We start from the raw sequence: 19,510 nt of genomic DNA on the forward strand, positions 1-19,510 counted from the left end.
GAAAGGTATGTTTAGAAAAAAGGTGCATACAATCGAAATATATCGGCTAAAAAGATGACAAATGGTCAGCTAGTGGTAAAATAGGATAAACTCATTATATTTGTTAAGGTGATGAATTATGGAACATTTGCTGAATCCGAAAGCAAGAGAGATTGAAATTTCAGGAATACGCAAATTCTCAAATCTTGTAGCTCAACACGAAGATGTCATTTCACTTACAATCGGCCAGCCTGATTTTTTTACGCCGCATCATGTGAAAGCTGCCGCAAAAAAAGCCATTGATGAAAACGTGACGTCATATACTCCGAACGCCGGCTATCTTGAGCTGAGACAAGCAGTACAGATTTATATGAAGAAAAAAGCGGATTTCAACTATGATGCTGAATCTGAAATCATCATCACAACAGGCGCAAGTCAAGCCATTGATGCTGCATTCCGGACGATTTTATCGCCTGGTGATGAAGTGATTATGCCAGGCCCGATTTATCCAGGCTATGAACCTATTATCAATTTGTGCGGCGCTAAGCCTGTTATTGTTGATACCAGGTCACATGGCTTTAAGCTTACTGCCCGCCTGATTGAAGATGCTCTGACTCCTAACACCAAGTGTGTCGTGCTTCCTTATCCGTCAAATCCTACCGGTGTGACTTTATCTGATGAAGAGCTGAAAAGCATCGCCGCCCTTTTAAAAGGCAGAAATGTCTTCGTATTGTCTGATGAAATATACAGTGAATTAACATATGACAGACCGCATTACTCCATTGCTACGCATTTGCGGGATCAAACGATTGTCATTAACGGCTTGTCAAAATCACACAGCATGACTGGCTGGAGAATTGGATTTTTATTCGCGCCGAAAAACATTGCAAAGCACATTTTAAAGGTTCATCAATACAATGTGTCATGTGCGTCATCGATTTCTCAAAAAGCCGCGCTTGAAGCTGTGACAAACGGCTTTGACGACGCCCTGATTATGAGGGAACAATACAAAAAACGTCTGGACTATGTGTATGACCGCCTTGTTTCCATGGGACTTGACGTTGTCAAACCGTCAGGCGCGTTTTATATCTTCCCTTCTATTAAATCATTTGGAATGTCTTCATTTGATTTTAGTATGGCTCTTTTGGAGGATGCTGGTGTGGCACTCGTGCCGGGCAGCTCATTCTCAAAGTATGGTGAAGGATATGTGAGACTGTCTTTCGCATACTCGCTGGACACGCTAAGAGAAGGGCTGGACCGCTTAGAAATATTTGTATTAAAAAAACGGGAATCCATGCAGACGATAAACAACGGCGTTTAAGCCGTTGTTTTATTTTTTTGGAAATGAAATTTTAAACGCTGTGCCTTTTTCCGGCTGGCTGTCTACATGGATGACTCCCTGATGATTTTCAATGATATTATATGTAACCATCAGTCCAAGCCCCGTGCCTTTTTCTTTTGTCGTTAAAAATGGTTCTCCAATTCGGTTCAGCACCTTTTCAGGTATGCCTTCTCCTTCATCTTTGACAGTGACATGAACAGAATGCTCATCCTCAGTTATGATAATGTCTACTGTTCCCCCGTCAGGCATTGATTCAACCGCATTTTTAATTAAATTAATGAATACCTGCTTTAATTGATTCTGATCCCCGTTTATATAAATGCTGTCTCTTTCATAGCTGGTTCTGATAAAAATGCCATTCAAATTTGCCTGCGTTTCCAGCAGGGCCGAGACCTCACCTATTAATTTTTTCAGGTTCAAATATTCTTTAACGGCATTTTGCTGGGGTTTCGCCAGCATGAGAAGCTCACTGAGTATTAATTCAATGCGGCTGAGTTCAGAAAACACAATATCAAAGTAATGTTCATTTTCTTCCATTGTCGGTTTCATCAGCTGCAAAAATCCTTTGATCGCTGTCAGCGGGTTGCGGATCTCATGGGCGATTCCCGCCGCGAGCTGCCCTGCGATTGATAATTTTTCCGATTGCAGCATCAATTCTTCTGTTTGTTTTCTCTCAGAAATGTCCCGAAGAATGACTTGGACAGCCGCTTCACCAAAAAAGGTCGTCGGAATGCAGACCATCTCCGTATAAATGACCCTGTTCTGGAAGGTGAACCAGGATTGCTTGACAATTTCTGATTCTGTTTTTTGCTCGGCGATGTTTTGAATTCTCTCTTTTACGTCCTCATGATCGCAAGGGTGCAGCTGATCATATATGTTTTTGCCAATTAAATCCTCATAGGTAGCCGCTTCAAACAGTGAAATTCCCGACTCATTCATAAACACCCATTTTCCATTATGAATCACCGCAATGGTATCGATTGAATTTTGAATGAGCAGCTGATATCGTTCACGGCTTTTTTGCAGGATAGTTTGGAATTTTTTTCTTGAAGAGATATCGATCAGCAGCAGCAGTTCAGCCTGCTGGTTTTTGTAGACGGTCGGGGACGCTTTCACTTCTAAATGAACAGGTGTGCCATCAAGCCTTTTCCACGTCTGTTCAATCATTCCGACTTCCATTCCTTTTTGCATTCTTATAATCCTGTTTTTCACGATATCGTGATATTCTTCTTCAATAAATTCATAGGACCATTTGCCAATAATAGCATCCTTGCTTTTCGCTCCGAGCATTGAAAGCATTGCGCTGTTTGCATAGACGATCTTGCCTTTGACACTGATGCATAGCGGACTCGGGAGATTTTCAACTAACCGCTCATAATCATCCGTTATATATGTAGTCGATTCCGGGCTTGCAGGCTCGATTTCATGTTTTTCGCAGTTTAGGGATTGATGGCCTTTTTCTTCTTCAAGAACTTTCATTTTCAAAATGATTTCCCGTTCTGTCCGCTCAGCTCTTGTCGTAACAATTTCTACCGCAGCCTCCACCCACACAATTGTATGGTCTTTTTTTATAAAACGAAAGGTACACGGCATCAGGTGATGTTCATTATAAAAATAGCTTTCAACTAAAAATTGGTCTTCCTCATGCAGGAACGTTTTGAGGAATGATCCGATCATCTCTCCTTGGAGATAGCCCAAATGCAGTTTGGAGTTGGCAGATATATAAATGATACGTCCATTAGAGGCCAAGACTGCATGAATATCGGTTTTTGTTTGAAATGGTTTAACATGCTGCGTATCCTGTTCCACAGAATCCCTCCTTTGCATGATCATCTTGTTTCACATATACAGATTGACTTTTACCTAGTATGATTCGCTAGAAAATGAGTATTCTCCTTCTATTCTTATAGTGAACGTCAATTTTTGAATAAATGAAAGGGCGCACAATCTTTCAGATGTGCACCCTCTTTTTACTTTTTATTGTGTTTCTTTTCGAGCTCTGCGTAAGCGTGAATAGCTCTTTTGGCAATGAGTTTGTTAATTGGATCGTGGTCGTTTGCTACAGAAGGTACAACAACACTGAAAGCCACTTTTGGATTTTTCGACGGGTAATAGCCTACAAAAGTTAGGTTATATGTTTTTTTCCCCCACCAATTACGGTTCGTACCGTAGTAAAATGTTTCCGCTGTTCCTGTTTTTCCAGAAACATCTTCTGTAAACGTATTTTTAGCAGTCCCTGAAGCGGTAACTAATTTCATTCCGGTCTTTACCTGCTGTATGTCACTGTCTGTATTGTTAATTTTATTGAGAATATTTGGCTTTCGTTGTTCAATTGTTTTTCCGAGGCCGTCTTTATTGCTGGGCTCATGAACACTTGTAACAATTCTTGGCTGAATACGGTAGCCTCCATTAGCAATGGATGAGATGTACTGCGCCATTTGAAGCGGTGTGTATGTATCGTATTGGCCGATTGCCAAGTCTAAAATTAACCCCCCTACAGTTTCAGGCGTGGTTTGCATACCGGCTGATTCCTGAGGCAGATCAATACCTGTCTTTACACCCAGGCCAAACTGACTGTAATAATTTCTCATTTTATTCAAATCCTTCTGATCAGCAGGCAGAGGTCCATGCGGCTTATATGTTACACCTGCAATGTGCATGGCGACATTAAACATATATACGTTAGAGCTTTTTTGCAAAGCGGTTAATTCATTGATCGTTCCCATGTTGGTATAGGATTTTTTTATGAGATTTGTTCCTAAATACATCGGCCCATCAAAGAAATATTTATAATGCGGAATCCCGTCCTGATAGCCGGCAAGTACAGTCGCACCCTTTACTGCTGAACCCATTTCATATTGGGTTGTGAATGCTCCTATTGCATAATCTTGAACTTTATTTGTTTCTAAATCTATCTTTTTTCCTGCCATCGACAAAATATCGCCGTTATTCGGATCCATCATCACAACAAAGGCCCGGTCAAGCATATAGTTTCCGCGTGCACGGCTGTTTCTCACTTCTTCTTCAATAATTTTTTCTATCTTTGCCTGAAGCTCCATATCGAAAGAAAGCCGTAGATCGTATCCCCTGCTGCCTTTATCAATGGTTTTTTGGCTGACGACATTTCCTTTATTGTCTTCTACGTATTGCACTTTTTCTTTATGGGAATTTAAGTAGTCTTCATATTGATACTCTAAATAACTTTTCCCCACTCTGTCATTATTCGCATAGCCTCTTGTTAAGTAGAAATCTTTCCGGTCGCTCAGCAGGCCCTGTTCAGGTGTTGTGACGCCTCCGAAAACGGAATAGAGGGTTTTGTCATAAGGATATTTTCGTGTCCAATCGTTTACAATGTCAATCCCCGGAAGCTCTTCTAAATGCTCAGAAACAATTGAAATTTCATCATATGTTAAGTCATTTTTTGGTCTTTGGCTGGAGCTTTTCTTCTCATCAAGCAGCGTTCCGTTTTTTCCATTGCTGTTGCTTTCATTTGGGTTCATCGCCTTTACGATTTGAGGTTCGTAAGCATTACCGCTTGAAAACCTTGTATATATCGCTGCGATTTCCATTTCTTCGTCATTTCGCTGAATAGCCTTCAAATCTTCATCCGAAACACGCTCAATTTGGAGCTTGTAAGCCTCAGCCCCTTTTAGATCGCTTTCAGATTCCTTAAGCAGAGCGGCAGCTTTTTTCGGATGGGATGCGATCCAGTAATCACGCAAATCTCTATCCTTCAAAAATTCAGTATCAATATGAATGAAAGCAGCAAGCTTCTTCGCTGTTTTGATTTTATCCTCTGTTTTTGTGCTCGATGTTGAAACATAGACAATTTCAGGTACGCTCTGGTTATCGACAGCAACTTTCTGATTTCTGTCATACATCTTCCCTCGAGGCGCGGGATAATACGCTGTTTTTGCATTTGCTATCTCAGCGTCTTGTTCATGCTGTTCGCCTTCAACAATTTGAACAACGCCAAGCTTAAAGATTAATGCAGTGAATAGAAGAAAGACAGCAAGGAAAAAAAGGTTCATTCTGATGGCTCTGTTTCCTTTGCTCTTTTTCTTTGGTTCACGTCCTATTTCAGTCACTTCTGGTTACCCCTCTCAAATCATTCAATATATTTACATATACTGAGATTAATTGTAACACCTTTGTAATAGTTGTTACAGCAAAAAGGGATAAAAAAAGCTGTCAATATAAAAGCATATTTAAATTTAACTAACGATTCAAAAAAAAGGAATACATGTAACAGTGTGATAAAACATGATTTGCAGCTGATTCCCTGCTTTTCAAGGATTCAGCACACATTGGTTACAAAAATGACAATCTCTCTTTGTCAAAGGGAAGTGATGGATACTTTATGACAAAAAAGCTATGTTATGATTTTTTTGTAGCAACAAACAACTCTAGGAGGTTATGAACTAATGAAGAAAGCATTTATTTTATCTGCTGCCGCTGCGGTTGGATTATTCACATTCGGGGGCGTACAGCAAGCATCAGCGAAAGAACTCTCCTGCCAGCATGTGGTAAAGGTGAAAATGGGGAACACAGTGCAAAACATGTCTCTTAACGATATAGTAAAAAAACTTCATATTAAAACAAATATCAAAACATTAAACGCTGCAAATGAAAAAGAGCTTAAGCAGCTTCTTCAAAAACATGCGAAGCAGTCTAACATGAACATTCAGGATGTTCAAAAGACAGAGACTGCAAAACCTGCGCAAAAAACTACAAAAAAAGCAGCTGCTGAAAAAAACACTGCTGCTAAAGCACCTGCTACTGAACAAAATACTGCTGCTAAAGCACCTGCAGCTGCTGAAAAAACAAACAAAACAACATCTGCGCCTTCATCTGTAAGCGCGTATGAGAAAAAAGTTGTTGAGCTTACAAATGCAGAAAGACAAAAACAAGGCTTAAAGCCGCTTCAAATTGATGAAACGTTAAGCAAATCTGCACGCGCAAAATCTCAAGATATGAAAGACAAGAACTATTTTGACCACCAAAGCCCAACTTACGGCTCACCGTTTGATATGATGAAATCTTTCGGTATCAGCTACAAAACAGCAGGTGAAAACATCGCTAAGGGTCAAAAAACGCCAGAAGAAGTAGTAAAAGCTTGGATGAACAGTGAAGGACACAGAAAAAACATTCTAAACGCTAACTTTACTCATATTGGTGTCGGTTACGTTGAGTCCGGAAGCATCTGGACACAGCAATTTATCGGAAAATAATACAAAAAAGATTGCCTGTACGGTACAGGCAATCTTTTTTCATTTCACCCAAAGCTTATATATACTTTGAGTCCCGCTGTTTTCTTCGCCTTGTGCAGCGAGCTTGTCATATAAGGATTTCGCAAGGGACAAGCCTGGCATTTCTTCTCCCATTAATTCCGCTTCCTCCAACGCAATTCCCATATCTTTAATAAAATGCTTCACATAAAAACCCGGTTCAAAGTTGTCTTGCAGCATACGGGGAGCAAGATTTGACAATGACCAGCTTCCGGCTGCGCCCGTTGTGATGCTTTTCAGGACATTTTCCGGCTGCAGGCCTGATTTTTGAGCATATGCCATCGCTTCCGCCACACCGATCATGCCGGCTGCGATTGCAATCTGATTACACATTTTGGTATGCTGTCCGCTTCCAGCCGGTCCTTGATATTGAATATTTTCTCCCATTAAAGAGAAAATCGGCATGCAGGCTTCAAATGCATCTTTTTCTCCGCCAACCATAATCGCGAGTGTTCCGTTTTGTGCACCGATATCTCCGCCGGAAACAGGGGCATCTAAAGCGAACAATGCTTTTTCTTTGGCTGCTTCAGCAATCTTCTTCGCAAGCGAAGGTTTAGATGTGGTCATATCAATGAGATACGCGCCTTCTTTTGCGTTTTCAATAATTCCGTCGCTTCCAAAATACACTTCTTCAACATCACTGGGATAGCCGACCATTGTGATGATAACATCCGCTTCTTTTGAAAGATCTTTGACTGTTTCTTTCCATACTGCGCCTTTTTGCAGTATGCTGTCTGCTTTTTCTTTTGTCCGGGTATACACCAATACAGGATGGCCGTCATTCAGAATATGTGATGCCATGCTTTTTCCCATCACTCCAAGACCGATAAAACCAATTGTTTTTTTCAAGGTCATTCCTCCCAGATGTTTCGTTTTGATTTTAGTTAAAATTTATCATATTTCCTTCATTTTCTAGACTACCATATCTATTTATCTTATAGTAACTCTTAAAATAAAAAAATCCCCAAGTTTTTTGGGGATTTAATTGGATTACAATGTGAATTTCGTAATTGTGCTCATTAGCTCTTGGCTTGCATGCTTTAATGTTTCCGTTGAGTGTTTGACTTTATCAAGGGTGATCAGCTGTTCATCAGTCGATGCATTCACTTCCTCTGCTGCAGCTGCCGATTCCTGTGATATGGCCGAAATACTTTGAATCGCTTCAGAAATCGCGAGCTGCTCTTCACTCATTCTTTGAATTTCTTCGTAAATGTGATCAATGCCTTGAACCAGTGACTGCATTTCCACAGTAATCGTGTTTAATACCTCTCCTGTCTCATGAATGGCACTGTTTTGTTCATCATTCATTCTGCTTGCCTCAACCATTGCGTGAGAGGCCTCTTTCGTCTCAACCTGGATAAGCTTCACAGTCTCGCTGATATGCTTTGTAGAAAGCGCTGATTGCTCGGCAAGCTTTCTCACTTCTTCAGCTACGACGGCAAAGCCGCGTCCGCTTTCTCCGGCTCTGGCTGCCTCAATGCTGGCATTTAAAGCAAGCAAGTTCGTTTGATCAGAAATATTTGAAATAGCTGTAACGACTTCTTCGATATTCTTTGTTTGATTTTCTAAATCAAGCAGCATCGTTTCAACCTTTTTCGTTTCCGTGTTGGCTTCGTTTGACTTCATCAGCAGCTGGCCGAGCGCGTCAAGTCCTTTATAGCTTGCATTCTCAGACGATTTTGAGCGTTCTTTCATTCCGCCTGCCTCCGCAGCAATTTGTCTGATTTTAGTTGACAGACTTTCTGATTTTTCGTTAATAGTCTCTACTTCAGAAGCCTGCTCTGATGCCCCTGCGGCTACTTCTTCAATCGCTTTTGCAATTTGTCCGCTTGTTTCATTGGTTTCCGCAGAGACCACTGTTAACTGCTCAGAGGTATCAGATACTTTCCCTGAAGATAGTCTCACTTGTTCAACCATATCCTTCATATTTTCAACCATCTGATTAAAATCTCTTGTTAAAATCCCGACTTCATCCTTGGATTTTGATTCAGCATGAACGGTTAAATCGCCTTCGGAAACTGCCTTCGTTTTTGCGATCAGCTGCTGTATCGGACCGGTTATCGTTTTGGCCAGGAAGTAGCTGAGAATGATCGTAGCGATAAGCGCAATCAATGATATCCAAAGATTCGCCCGATTCATTTTATCGGAAATCCACATTAATTTATCGGTATCAAATTGCGTTCCGACTTTCCAGCCCGTTTCACCAATCGTTTGGTACACAATCATTTTCCCATTTTCATCCTGTATCCCTTTTTTCTCAGATGCAATGGTTTTCAGTGTTTGATCCTTTGATATGTTTTTTCCTTGGTTTGACGGGTGTGCTAAAAGATTGCCGCTCGCATCAGCTAAAAAGGCAAATCCCTTGTAAGGCACCTTTTGCTTATTGACCATGCTCTGGATGGCAGAGAGTTTCAAATCGTAGCTGGCAACCCCCATCACTTTTTGCCCGTCAAGAACCGCTTTTGATGCTGTGACAATCATATCTCCTGTCACGACATCTTGATAAGGTTCCGTCCAAACGACTTGGTCCGGGGTTTCAGCTGCAAGCTTATACCATGGTCTCGATGTCGGATCATAATCATCAGCAAAATCGGCTTTCGGATATGTAAACATTTCTTTTTTTGCGGTGCCTATGTAAGCCATCGCAACATAATCATCGTTATCTTTGATTTGTTTAATATCATCGTTAAACAGCCGAGAAGCTTCTTTACTTGGTTTTGTTACAAATGTACGAGTTAATTCCCCATTAGCCAATCTCGATAACGATATGGCATAACTCTTTAATTGCAATTCAATATTTTGTTCAAGTGACTGCGTCACGTTTTGAGTTGTATTTTTCCCATCCTCTGTAATCATCGGTTTCAGCGTCAGATAAGAAGACAGCATTAAAAGAACAACTGTGACAATTAACATGATCGAAACAAAAACAGCAATCTTTATATGAAGTTTTTTAAACAAACCAATCCCCTCCTAATTTCTATATCGGCCCTTTCGTTTGAAAAATGAATAATCAAAAAAATAAATTATATGAACATCGAAATATATTTATTGAGAATTCAGACTTATATATAATGAAAACAACATACGGAGGGTGATGATCATACGAAAACAATGTACGTGCACAACGGCAGAAAATTTGAGGCTCTTCCATCAGAAACTATTCAGAGACTGACATAAAAGGTCTGATTTCTTCAAAAAGATTGTTTTCCTCCTCCGTTTTCTGAAGAATTGTTGTGGTCAGAGGAACAGCTTGACACCACATCAAAACCTTTCCGGAGGGCGCGCGACAGACAGCGGATCAATTAAAAATCATGATCCTCATGGAAATCCTTTATATGTAGTGGATATTTCAGTTTCTCCTCAGTATCGGAAGCTTGGAATCGGAAAATGGCTGATGAAACACGATGTATGAGCTGACTGTTGACAAACGGCTCGAGCGCCTTCTAGGCGGCGGGCGTATTCCTTTTTATCATAAATACGCACACGAGATCAGCGCTGTACGATACGTTGAAGATGTGATGGATGCAGGAAAAAAGGCCCTATGCTGTTCTTTCTCCCTCATTGCGGCCGTTCACCGATTCGTCTAGTCGGCAATAATTTAGAGGATAAAGAATCATTGAATTTCGGCGTTTTAATGAAATGAAAAAATCCTTTTTATAAAAAAGCGAGCTGTTCATCATCACAGCCCGTTTAAGTGAAATATTCGATTTTCGCATTAGGGAAATAAGTATCAATATAGGATTCAAGCTTTTCCCGAAGATCATGCTCTTCATCTTTCTGATAAATATATTTCCCGATTCCGTAACGGCCCCATTTATAACGTCGCTTTTCTTCATCTAATTCGAGCTTTGTCTTAGGATAATTCTTCTCAATCACTCGTTTGGCCGGCTTTGTAAAACGGTGCTGAATTAATTCAAACGTAATATCATGTCTGACATCCTGCGGCAAAGCAGCATCAAGTTTTTCAAACAAATGTCTGTATCCTTCTTCCCAGCCTTCATGAATATAAATCGGTGCAACAATAAAGCCTAGCGGATATCCTGCTTTTGCCACTTTTACTGCGGCTTCTATCCGTTTATCAAGAGGTGAGGTTCCCGGCTCAAAGTTTTTAATCACATAGTCGGCATTAATACTGAATCTGAATCTCGTTTTCCCGTTATGCTTTGCGTCTAATAGGTGATCGACATGATGAAATTTCGTTACAAATCTGAGCTTTCCGAGCTCACTTTGTCCAAAATGTTCAATGGCGTGCTTCAGCGAGTGTGTCAGATGATCAATTCCTACTATGTCTGACGTACATGAGGCTTCAAACCTTGTGAACTCCGGCGCGCGCTCCTTCATATACTTATCAGCCTGGTCTAATATCTCTTCAACGTTTACATAGGTTCTAATATACGGCTTTGACCCCATGGTTGTTTGCAGGTAGCAGTAATGGCAATGCCCCATACAGCCTGTGGCAAACGGAATGGCGTATTCAGCCGAGGGTTTGGAAGAGTCAAACTTTAATGTTTTTCTGACACCGATGACTAAAGTTGATTTCGCGTTGCGATATTGCTGAAGATGATTTTTCCCTGGAATATTACGCACCTGATTGTGGGATGTCGTTTCTCTGATTTCAATGCCCATGTTCTCAAATTTATCCTGTAATTCTTGGGCCAGCGGATATTCCAGCGCTCTCGGTTCAATATAAACAAGTTGCGGAACAAATGGGTTCTGCATAATGCCACATCCTTTTCCTTTACTACCGTTACTTTTCTCATAAGACGGAAAGGATATGAGTTGTAATGATTTCCTTGTTACTCGTATGGATCGATATCAAATAGTTCTTTGTAAAGTGATTTCGCTTCTTCATAGCTTGCAAACACAGCATCATCCTCTGCAAACGGATGATAAGTTTCAAAAATAAACAGGGAAAGCTCACCTTCATGGTATGGATGGTGCATAATTTCGGCTTCCTTAATATGGGCAACATTGGCGGCGTGCGGATTTCTGTAGATCACGTACACTGTATCTCCTGCGTTAAATTGGTTTGACATACTATCCCTCCTCGCCATGTTATTGTGCCCTTCTATACCCTTGCTTATGAAAAAAACCAGACAGGCCGAAGGGCCGTCTGGTTTTTATATACATTACTTGAATGTTTCTTTTACGAACGCGACAACTTCTTCTGTCGTGCTCATAGATAAAATTTTCTCTTTGAATGACTCAGCTTCTTGTTTAGACAATTTGCTGATTTGTGTTCTTGCCGGAAGGATAGAAGTTGCGCTCATTGAGAACTCATCTAAGCCTAAGCCGAGAAGGATCGGGATCGCAATTTCGTCTCCTGCCATTTCTCCGCACATGCCAACCCATTTTCCTTCTTTGTGTGCCGCTTCAATTACGAGTGTAATCAAGCGAAGGATTGCAGGGTTGTATGGCTGATACAGATAAGATACACGCTCATTCATACGGTCAGCAGCCATTGTGTATTGAATCAAATCGTTTGTTCCAATACTGAAAAAATCAACTTCTTTAGCAAACTGATCAGCGATGACTGCAGTTGACGGAATTTCAACCATCATACCGACTTCAATATCGTCAGATACAGTCTGTCCCGCTTTGACAAGCTTTTCTTTTTCTTCAAGAAGGATCGCTTTTGCTTCTTTAAATTCGTTAACTGTCGCAATCATAGGGAACATGATTTTCAGGTTTCCGTATGTACTTGCACGAAGCAGCGCGCGAAGCTGTGTTCTGAAGATTTCTTGCTCTTCAAGGCAAAGACGAATCGCTCTGTATCCCAAGAACGGGTTCATTTCTTTAGGAAGATGCAGGTAAGGAAGCTCTTTGTCTCCGCCGATATCAAGTGTCCGCACGACAACTGATTTTCCTTCCATACGCTCAAGAACCGTTTTATATGCATCAAACTGCTCATCTTCTGTAGGCAGCTGATCTCTTCCCATGTAAAGGAATTCTGTACGGTAAAGGCCAACTGCTTCCCCGCCATTTTCAAGAACGCCTTTCACATCATCAGGAGTCCCGATGTTCGCTGCAAGCTCTACATGATGTCCGTCTTTTGAGACAGTCGGTTCATTGACAAGCTTCGCCCATTCAGCTTTTTGAGCCAAATAAGCATTATGTTTTTCCTCATACTCTTTTACAGTTTCCGCAGATGGGTCGATAATGACATCGCCATTAATACCGTCAACGATAACAGTTACGCCGTTTTGGATCGTGCCTGTAGCCGCTTTCGTACCAACAACTGCAGGAATCTCAAGAGAACGCGCCATGATGGCAGAGTGAGATGTGCGTCCGCCGATATCAGTTGTGAATCCTTTTACGAACTCACGGTTTAATTGAGCTGTGTCAGACGGTGTTAAGTCTTCAGCTATAATAATAACCTCTTCTGAGATCATGCTCGGGTTTGGAATTTCGACGCCAAGCAGGTGGCCGGTTACGCGTTTTGTTACGTCACGGATATCAGCCGCACGCTCTTTCATATATTCGTTGTCCATTGATTCAAACATAGTAACGAACATAGAAGACGTTTCTTTTAAAGCGAATTCAGCGTTCACTGAATCAGTGCTGATTTTTTCTTTCACAGGGTTTAGAAGCTCAGGGTCACTGAGAACTAAAAGGTGAGCAGAAAAAATGTCAGCTTTATCCTGACCAAGTTCTTTCAGAGCGTGCTCTTTGATTTTTTCGAGCTCTTCTTTTGAACGTGCAATCGCTTCATCAAAACGGCTTACTTCCGCTTCAGAATCAGAGATGTTTTTCTTTTCAACCGTTAAATCTGGCTCTTCAAGCCGGTACGCTTTTGCAATCGCGATGCCGGCTGAAGCGCCAATCCCTTTTAATTCTTGCATTACTCGCCGAGTCCTTCGCTTTTCATTGTTTCTTCTAAAGCGTTAAGAGCATCGTTTTCGTCAGCGCCAGTAGCAGAGATTGTGATCTCAGCACCTTTAGCGATACCTAGAGACATAACACCCATAATAGATTTAAGGTTTACTGTTTTGCCGTTATATTCTAAATTCACGTCAGCGTCGTATTTGCTTGCAGTTTGTACAAGAACTGTCGCAGGACGAGCGTGGATTCCAGAATCTGCAGTTACTTTAAATGTTTTTTGTGCCATTTTTATCATTCTCCTTTTAACTTAAAGCTATATTACTTCACAATATTATATCATACAGCCGTACTTGTCATCTGACAAGCACAGCGTACTAACACCTTATTTTTCAATCTTCACAATTTCTTCTTGTTCTCTGTTGACTGAGCCGCTTGCCTTAATGCTGACTGTTTCGCCTTCAGCAAGGTTCGTAAACACAATCGGTGTCATAAGAGACGGTACATTTGGTTTGACTGCGTCCAGATCAACTTCAAGAAGTTTCTGTCCAGGCTCAACGCGGTCTCCTTCTGATACGAAAGACATAAATCCTTCGCCCTTCAGGCTGACAGTATCAATACCAAAGTGGATCAAAATTTCTCTTCCGCCGTCTGATTGCAGGCCGATCGCATGTTTCGTCGGGAACACATTTAGAATTTTTCCTCGAACCGGTGATACGACAATACCTTCTGAAGGGAGAACCGCAAAACCGTCACCCATCATTTTTCCTGAGAACACTTGGTCAGGAACATCAGTAATCGGGTGAATTTCTCCGGCAATCGGAGAAACGAAAACTTCCTCGCCGATTTCATTTTGCAGCGGTTCTGCAATGACTTCCTCAACCTGCTGACTTACTTCTTCTTGAGCAGATGTTGTCGGTTCAGGTCTTGGCTTGCGTCCCGCAATGATATCTTGCATTTGTGTTTTTAAACCGTCAGAACGAGGTCCGAAAATAGCCTGAATGTTGTTGCCGACTTCCAGCACGCCGGAAGCGCCAAGCTGTTTCAGACGGTCTTTATCAACCTTTTTCTGATCGTTTACAGTCACACGCAGACGAGTGATACAAGCATCAAGGTGTTTGATATTTTCCTGGTCACCCATTGCCTGCAGGATCTCATAAGGAAGATCTCCAGCTTCACCTGTTTTCCCAGTAGATGCAGTTTCAGCCGCAGCATCCTCGCGTCCAGGTGTTTTCAGATTAAATTTGCGGATGGCAAATCGGAACCCGAAGTAGTAAATGACCGCAATCGCTAAGCCGACAGGAATGACAAGCCACCATGCCGTCCGGTTCGGTAAAATACCGAATAGGAAGTAGTCAATTAAACCGCCGGAGAATGTCATACCAATCTTAACATTCAACAGCTGCATGACCATGAATGAAAGTCCCGCGAACACACAGTGAATCGCAAACAAGATAGGGGCAACGAATAGGAATGAGAATTCCAATGGCTCTGTGATCCCTGTTAAGAAGGATGTCAAGGCCGCTGAACCCATAATACCTGCAACGAGTTTTTTGTTTTTCGGTTTTGCTTCATGATAAATCGCAAGCGCCGCAGCAGGCAGACCGAACATCATAAATGGATATTTACCTGTCATGAACGTACCTGCTGTTAACTGTACGCCGTCTTTAATCTGCGCCATAAAGATACGCTGATCCCCGCGGATGATTTCTCCGGCAGCACTCTTATAGCTGAAGAATTCATACCAGAACGGCGAATAGAAAATGTGATGCAAACCGAATGGAATAAGTGAGCGTTCGATCACCCCGAAGATAAATGCAGCAAGGGTTGGATTCGCTTCCACTAATCCTGTTGAAAAGGAATTCAATCCATGCTGGATCGGAGGCCAGATCACTAACATAATAAGACCCAGAATCAGTGCAGAAATTGACGTAACAATTGGAACGAAACGTTTACCCGCAAAGAAACCAAGATATTGCGGCAGTTCAATTGTGTAAAATCTGTTGAATAATAATGCCGCTAACACACCGACGATAATACCGCCGAACACGCCTGTCGCCAAGGTAGGTATACCAAGCATGTTTACATATGCAGGATGGTTTTCCGTGAAGAACTTGGCTCTTTCGATTGAATCGGAAGGAATGGTTCCGTTTGCAACAAGAACCGCACTCATGGATACGTTCATCACCAGATAACCGATAATTGCAGCAATCCCTGCAACTCCATCACCGTTGGCAAGCCCGATGGCTACACCTACTGCGAATAGAAGCGGAAGATTATCAAAAACAATCTGTCCAGCGCTTTCCATAACACCTGCTACGAGCTGGACATTGTCATTGCTCAAGAAATGCAGGACTTCAATCATGTCCTTATTTTGCATCGCATTTCCGATCGCAAGCAAGATACCCGCAGCCGGAAGGATCGCAACTGGAAGCATAAGCGCACGCCCGATTTTTTGAAGAACGCCGAATAATGCTTTAAACATAAGAATTGACCTCCTCTTTTTACTAGTCTGACCTTACAGCTAAAAATCATGACAACGAATTCACAGGCGTAAGTCTCCCAGTTTAACCGTTTACATTTGCCCTTTTACACAACAAAAAGGGCATGAGCAAAATCGGGTGCACAAAAGAACGAGAATAGACTTCCCGTTTTTTCCCCTCAATCACTCATGCCTGATCGGATCAGTAACACGTTATAAGGATAAACTGAATTTATGAAATTTTATTGGTTAATCGGTACAGATGAAGCGTCAGATAAACCGCTTCCGCCTCATGAACTGGTTTCTTCAATGTTTGCTGCAAGATTTTAATCAATTTCCAAGCTGTATTGTAGCATAGTGGATATTCATTTTTCAATAACAACATTAATTTTTCTGGTTCTTTAGTCGGTTCTTCTTTTTTAATTCTTTCTATAGTAAATCTGATATGCCGGATCAGCCGCAAATAGTGGACACTTTCCTTGTTTACTTTCATTTGAAATGAGTCTTCAATCACCTCGACAAGCTGCGCCATCAGCTGCGAGTGCTGATTGACTTCGGACAGCGGACGGTTTGTCAGGGCCGAATGGATATGCAGGGCAATAAAACCGATCTCCCCCTCCGGAAGACAGATTCCCGCTTTTTCATTGATCATTTCTATGACTTCTTTGGCTATTTGGTATTCATCAGGATATAGTGACTGAGTCTCCATTAAAAATGGATTTTTCATATCAAAGCCCTGCTGCTGTCTTTTGATCGCAAATGCGATATGATCTGTCAGCGCAATGTGAATATGTTCATTTAATGAGTGGTTCGTCCTGTTGCTGATGTGATAGATGACATCGTTTGAAATATCAACGAGCTTTTCATCAACATAGTCAAGGAGCTTTTTAAACTGTTTTTGTTCCTTCTCGTCCTTTAAAATGAACATTTTTTCGTAGCCTTTATCTTCAATGACATCATCTTGTTTTTTTCCGAAACCAATACCTTTTCCGATTAAAACGACTTCGCTGTATTTATGATGAGAAGCAATTAATACGTTATTATTCAGTACCTTTTTCACTGTAAAGGACCCATTCACGATCCTCAGCTCCTTTGTCATTCAATACCTCATATCGTACATAACGAACGGAATGCACGTCAAACCTTTTTTCGATGCTTCACTAAACAGTCGATCTTTCGATGAGGCGGTAATCGAGAACTTTCCTCTCAATCGGCTGTCCCTGAATTCTTTTTTCCAGCATGGCAAACGCCTGCTTTCCCATTTCTTTTGTTTGAATATCGATCGTTGTGACACCAAGCGATTGACTGATTTCATGGTTATCAACGCTTAAGATGGCAAGCTCATCCGGTACCGATATCCGCTGGGCCTTTGCTTCAAGTAAAAGCCCTGCTGACACTTGATCATTGGCAACAAAAATAGCCGTCGGTTTTTCCTTCCACTTTTTCCACTTATGAAAAAGCGCCTTTCCATCATTGATTGTAATCGCTTTCTCAATCACCCAGTCTTCATGAAAGGCCTCTCCGATCTCTTCCAATGCTTCTTTATAGGCTTTGATTCGAAAATGGCTGTTCATGCCCTTTTTTCTTGCCAAACAGATTGCTATTTTTTTATGCCCTTTGGTAATTAAATAGTCCAAGCCGCACCTGAATGCTTGGTGGTGAGGAATGCTGATGGTTGGAAAACGGCCGATATCTGAATTCTGGCAAAGCAATATCGGGCCCTCCCATTCGATGAGCTTCTCATCAGCAAGCGATTTCGAACAAAAAATCAACCCGTCAACCTGCCGTTGCTTTAACTGGGACAGCGCAAAAATTTCTTTCTCCACATCATAGTTTGTTTGGAATAAAGAGAGGTGAATTCCGGATTCCGCGGCTGCGTCGGCTATCCCTGCAATCAGCTCTGCAAAATAAGGGAGATTAATCGTCGGCAAGACAACGCCAATCAGGTTTGAAAATCCTTTCGATAAATGCACAGCGTGAATATTTCTCGCGTACGCCAATGCTTCCATTGCCTCAAGCACCCTATTTCTTTTGTCTTCACTGACGTAAGGATGATTGTTTATGACTCGGGAAACCGTTGTAACGGAGACACCGGCTTTTTCTGCAATGTCTTTAATATTAGCCATAGATTCCCTTCTTTCTAAATCCCTTGATCTGGAATGCGTTTCATACAATATGATATGAACATACCAGACATATTTTATGTTTTCAGCTGAAAGGAGAAGATTACATGGGTTTCTTCATTTTAATCGGGTTATGTCTGACTGTTCTTGGCGGCAGCTGCCTTGCTGTAAAACCTCTCGATCAAAAACATGAAATTAAACCATTTCGAACATTTGATGATTTTTTTATTTAATGCAGACAAAAAAGGACGATGTCGAGAACAAAGTCCTTTTTTATTTCCTGTTACGGCAGTATGATTAATTCCTTTGGATATTGGGTCAGAGCAACCGCTCCGTCCTTTGTTACATGAACGTCATCCTCAATGCGCACGCCGCCGATCTCAGGCACATAAATCCCCGGTTCGATCGTGTAGACCATGCCTTCCTGCAACAATGTATCGTTGGCTTGGCTCATTGATGGGTACTCATGGACAGAAATCCCAAGTCCGTGCCCCAGCCGGTGAGGAAAATAATCTCCGTATCCCGCTTTTTCAATGATTCCTCGGGCAGTTAAATCAAGATCGCCGATTCTGACACCGGGTTTACTTGCCTCCATTGCGGCTTTTTCCGCTTGAAGCACCGTCTCATAAATCTCCTCTTGCTTCGGATTGATGGTCTTGTATGCAAACGTTCTTGAAATATCAGAGCAGTAGCCGTCAAGAATAACACCGAGATCAAATAAAACAAAATCACCTTTCTTCAATGTGGCTGAACCCGGGTTTCCGTGGGGCTGGCCTGATTTTGTTCCGAATAAAACCATTGTGGAGAATGACATGCCCTGGATTCCTTTTTTCTTCAGCTCATACTCGATTTGAGCGAGCACTTCCACTTCACTAATGCCTTCACGCAAAGCGGCTGCGCCAACTTCAACACCGTAATCAGCAAGCTTCGCCGCCTCTTTCAGCAAACGTATTTCCTTGTCGTCTTTAATCAGGCGAAATTGGTTAAGTGTTTCTTCAGCTGATACAAACTGAGCCCCGCCGGCAGAATGCTTCAGCTGATCTGCGCGTGATAGTGAAATCGAATCCTTTTCTACTGCTAGTGTATGTATGCTGATATTTCGCTTTTTCAAGGCTTTCTCTATCAGCTCCCACGGATTTTCGTGATCCGCATAGCCAATGATTTCATAATTCCAGCCTGCGTTGCGGGCCTGGTCTGCTTCCATACCGGGACACACAAAGAAAGGCTCCTCTTCTTGAAAAATAAATAAACCCATCAATCTTTCATGCGGTTCTGTGTAAAAACCGGTTAAGTAAAAAACATTTTCTTTCGTATGAATAAATGCGGCAGTATGCCTCTGTTCCTTCAGCCATGAAGAGACGCGTTGTATTCTATTCACTTCTTGTCCTCCTTGCCATTTCAATGCATCGTTCTGTCTTCCATTGTAACAGGTTTTACAGGTGTTTGCCTTTCGCGGGGCCTTCATTTTCCGATCCAT

General features: G+C 41.8%; 15 protein-coding genes and 1 pseudogene. 4 read left to right on the forward strand and 12 right to left on the reverse strand.

What is annotated here, in order from left to right:
- Positions 1–118 precede the first annotated feature (118 nt).
- Entirely contained in the window at positions 119–1,300 is a 1,182-nt protein-coding gene (locus V6D44_RS02355) for an aminotransferase A (protein WP_087991016.1), read from the forward strand.
- 9 nt (positions 1,301–1,309) lie between these two features.
- Here V6D44_RS02355 and kinA read toward each other — a convergent pair whose 3' ends face one another.
- Together kinA and V6D44_RS02365 are read right to left on the reverse strand one after the other, a co-directional pair.
- Positions 1,310–3,130 (reverse strand): sporulation histidine kinase KinA, encoded by a 1,821-nt coding sequence (gene kinA / locus V6D44_RS02360; protein WP_253269050.1) that lies wholly within the window; start codon positions 3,128–3,130, stop codon positions 1,310–1,312.
- Between the two features lie 161 nt (positions 3,131–3,291).
- Complete coding sequence (locus V6D44_RS02365; RefSeq protein WP_141113383.1) at positions 3,292–5,409, reverse strand: peptidoglycan D,D-transpeptidase FtsI family protein; 2,118 nt, start codon at positions 5,407–5,409, stop codon at positions 3,292–3,294.
- 336 nt (positions 5,410–5,745) lie between these two features.
- Here V6D44_RS02365 and V6D44_RS02370 point away from each other — a divergent pair, with 336 nt between their 5' ends.
- Positions 5,746–6,552 (forward strand): CAP domain-containing protein, encoded by an 807-nt coding sequence (locus tag V6D44_RS02370; protein WP_087991015.1) that lies wholly within the window; start codon positions 5,746–5,748, stop codon positions 6,550–6,552.
- A 39-nt stretch (positions 6,553–6,591) separates the two neighbouring features.
- On the opposite strand, the gene V6D44_RS02375 is transcribed toward V6D44_RS02370, so the two are convergent.
- Positions 6,592–7,458, reverse strand: coding sequence for an NAD(P)-dependent oxidoreductase (locus tag V6D44_RS02375; RefSeq protein ID WP_087991014.1), 867 nt, complete (start codon positions 7,456–7,458; stop codon positions 6,592–6,594).
- A 141-nt stretch (positions 7,459–7,599) separates the two neighbouring features.
- Positions 7,600–9,567 (reverse strand): methyl-accepting chemotaxis protein McpC, encoded by a 1,968-nt coding sequence (gene mcpC, locus V6D44_RS02380; protein WP_202328610.1) that lies wholly within the window; start codon positions 9,565–9,567, stop codon positions 7,600–7,602.
- 153 nt (positions 9,568–9,720) lie between these two features.
- Between mcpC and V6D44_RS02385 the strand changes: the two are divergent.
- Positions 9,721–10,252, forward strand: a pseudogene (locus V6D44_RS02385) (GNAT family N-acetyltransferase).
- 47 nt (positions 10,253–10,299) lie between these two features.
- On the opposite strand, the gene splB reads toward V6D44_RS02385, so the two are convergent.
- The 7 genes from splB to V6D44_RS02420 all read right to left on the reverse strand — a co-directional run bounded on the left by splB (position 10,300) and on the right by V6D44_RS02420 (position 18,036).
- A complete protein-coding gene (gene splB / locus V6D44_RS02390) occupies positions 10,300–11,328 on the reverse strand; it encodes a spore photoproduct lyase (RefSeq protein ID WP_087991012.1) in 1,029 nt (342 codons plus the stop codon).
- A 77-nt stretch (positions 11,329–11,405) separates the two neighbouring features.
- On the reverse strand, positions 11,406–11,645 hold the full coding sequence (gene splA, locus V6D44_RS02395) for a splAB operon transcriptional regulator SplA (protein WP_087991011.1): 240 nt from the start codon (positions 11,643–11,645) through the stop codon (positions 11,406–11,408).
- A gap of 93 nt (positions 11,646–11,738) precedes the next feature.
- Positions 11,739–13,451, reverse strand: a complete 1,713-nt coding sequence (gene ptsP / locus V6D44_RS02400) for a phosphoenolpyruvate--protein phosphotransferase (protein ID WP_087991010.1) — start codon at positions 13,449–13,451, stop codon at positions 11,739–11,741.
- Positions 13,451–13,717, reverse strand: a complete 267-nt coding sequence (locus tag V6D44_RS02405) for a phosphocarrier protein HPr (RefSeq protein ID WP_003218637.1) — start codon at positions 13,715–13,717, stop codon at positions 13,451–13,453. Before V6D44_RS02405 ends, ptsP begins: the two co-directional genes overlap by 1 nt.
- 96 nt (positions 13,718–13,813) lie before the next feature.
- Positions 13,814–15,913 carry a PTS glucose transporter subunit IIABC gene (gene ptsG, locus V6D44_RS02410; protein WP_333516251.1) on the reverse strand — a complete coding sequence of 700 codons (2,100 nt, stop codon included), beginning with the start codon at positions 15,911–15,913 and terminating at the stop codon, positions 13,814–13,816.
- Positions 15,914–16,142: 229 nt separating this feature from the next.
- Positions 16,143–17,009, reverse strand: coding sequence for a glucose PTS transporter transcription antiterminator GlcT (glcT, locus tag V6D44_RS02415; RefSeq protein WP_087991008.1), 867 nt, complete (start codon positions 17,007–17,009; stop codon positions 16,143–16,145).
- 61 nt (positions 17,010–17,070) lie between these two features.
- Positions 17,071–18,036, reverse strand: a complete 966-nt coding sequence (locus V6D44_RS02420) for a LacI family DNA-binding transcriptional regulator (protein ID WP_333516252.1) — start codon at positions 18,034–18,036, stop codon at positions 17,071–17,073.
- 104 nt (positions 18,037–18,140) lie between these two features.
- Here V6D44_RS02420 and V6D44_RS02425 point away from each other — a divergent pair, with 104 nt between their 5' ends.
- Positions 18,141–18,266 carry a hypothetical protein gene (locus V6D44_RS02425; RefSeq protein WP_277986990.1) on the forward strand — a complete coding sequence of 42 codons (126 nt, stop codon included), beginning with the start codon at positions 18,141–18,143 and terminating at the stop codon, positions 18,264–18,266.
- Positions 18,267–18,316: 50 nt separating this feature from the next.
- Here the strand turns inward: V6D44_RS02425 and papB are convergent, their stop codons facing one another.
- On the reverse strand, positions 18,317–19,411 hold the full coding sequence (gene papB, locus V6D44_RS02430) for a di/tri-peptidase (RefSeq protein ID WP_087991046.1): 1,095 nt from the start codon (positions 19,409–19,411) through the stop codon (positions 18,317–18,319).
- Positions 19,412–19,510 lie beyond the last annotated feature (99 nt).

It is taken from the genome of Bacillus sp. 0209A (assembly GCF_036765095.1).
In the GTDB taxonomy this organism is placed as follows: Bacteria; Bacillota; Bacilli; order Bacillales; family Bacillaceae; genus Bacillus; species Bacillus subtilis_G.